Origin of the sequence: Methylobacterium hispanicum, from assembly GCF_022179285.1 — a bacterium.
Lineage (GTDB): Bacteria > Pseudomonadota > Alphaproteobacteria > Rhizobiales > Beijerinckiaceae > Methylobacterium > Methylobacterium hispanicum.
This window is the reverse complement of record NZ_BPQO01000094.1, coordinates 1-764: the sequence shown is the minus strand read 5'-3', so window position 1 is coordinate 764 and position 764 is coordinate 1. Positions and strand designations below refer to the sequence as shown.

The window sequence follows — 764 nt, the reverse complement described above, 5'->3', positions numbered from 1 at the left end:
TCGAAGGCGTAGGGGGCGCTGCCGCCGCCGGCGGAGAAGCGGGCCTCGTAGGGCTCGCCCAGCATGCCCTCGCCGGCGCCGCCGGCGAGGACGAGCGGGTCGGCCACCACGATCGAGGCTTCGCCCGTGGCCGAGGTGCCCTCGGCGTCCGTCAGGCGCACCGTGAAGGGCCCGTAGCTGCCGGTGGTGGTCGGCGTGCCGGTGACGCGGCCGTCGGCGGCGAGCGACAGGCCCGGCGGCAGGCTGCCACCGACCAGGGCGAAGGCGTAGGGCGCGCTGCCGCCGGCGGCGGCGAACGCGGAGGCGTAGGCCTTGCCGCGGGTGGCGTGGGCGTCGGGTCCCGAGGCGACGGCCAGGGCCTCGGCCACCACGATCGAGAAGGGGGCGGTGTCGCGGATCTGCCCGTTGGCGTCGGTGACGCGCACCACCAGCCCGGAGCTGGTGCCGGCCAGGAGCGGCGTGCCGGAGAGCGTGCCGTCCTCGGCCAGCTCCAGGCCGAAGGGCAGGTCGCCCTGGGCGAGCGAGAACGCGTAGGGCTGGGAGCCGCCGGACGCGGCGAGCCGGGCGGCGTAGGGGGTGCCCGCCACGCCGCGCGGGGCGGAGCCGGCGATCTCGAGCGGGTCGGCCACCACCATGGCGAAGGTCGAGGTGGTGGCGCTGAAGCCGGCCGCGTCGGTGACGGTGACGGCGAGGCCCTCGTAGCGGCCGGCCTGGGTCGGCGTGCCGGAGATCTGGCCGGTGGAGCTGGAGAGAGTGACGCCGGG

At 77.4% G+C, this 764-nt stretch carries 1 protein-coding gene; it reads right to left on the bottom strand.

The window, feature by feature from the left end:
- Positions 1-764, bottom strand: a 764-nt coding sequence (locus MFF56_RS31895) for an Ig domain-containing protein (protein WP_238232221.1), incomplete at both ends; no start/stop codon positions are given.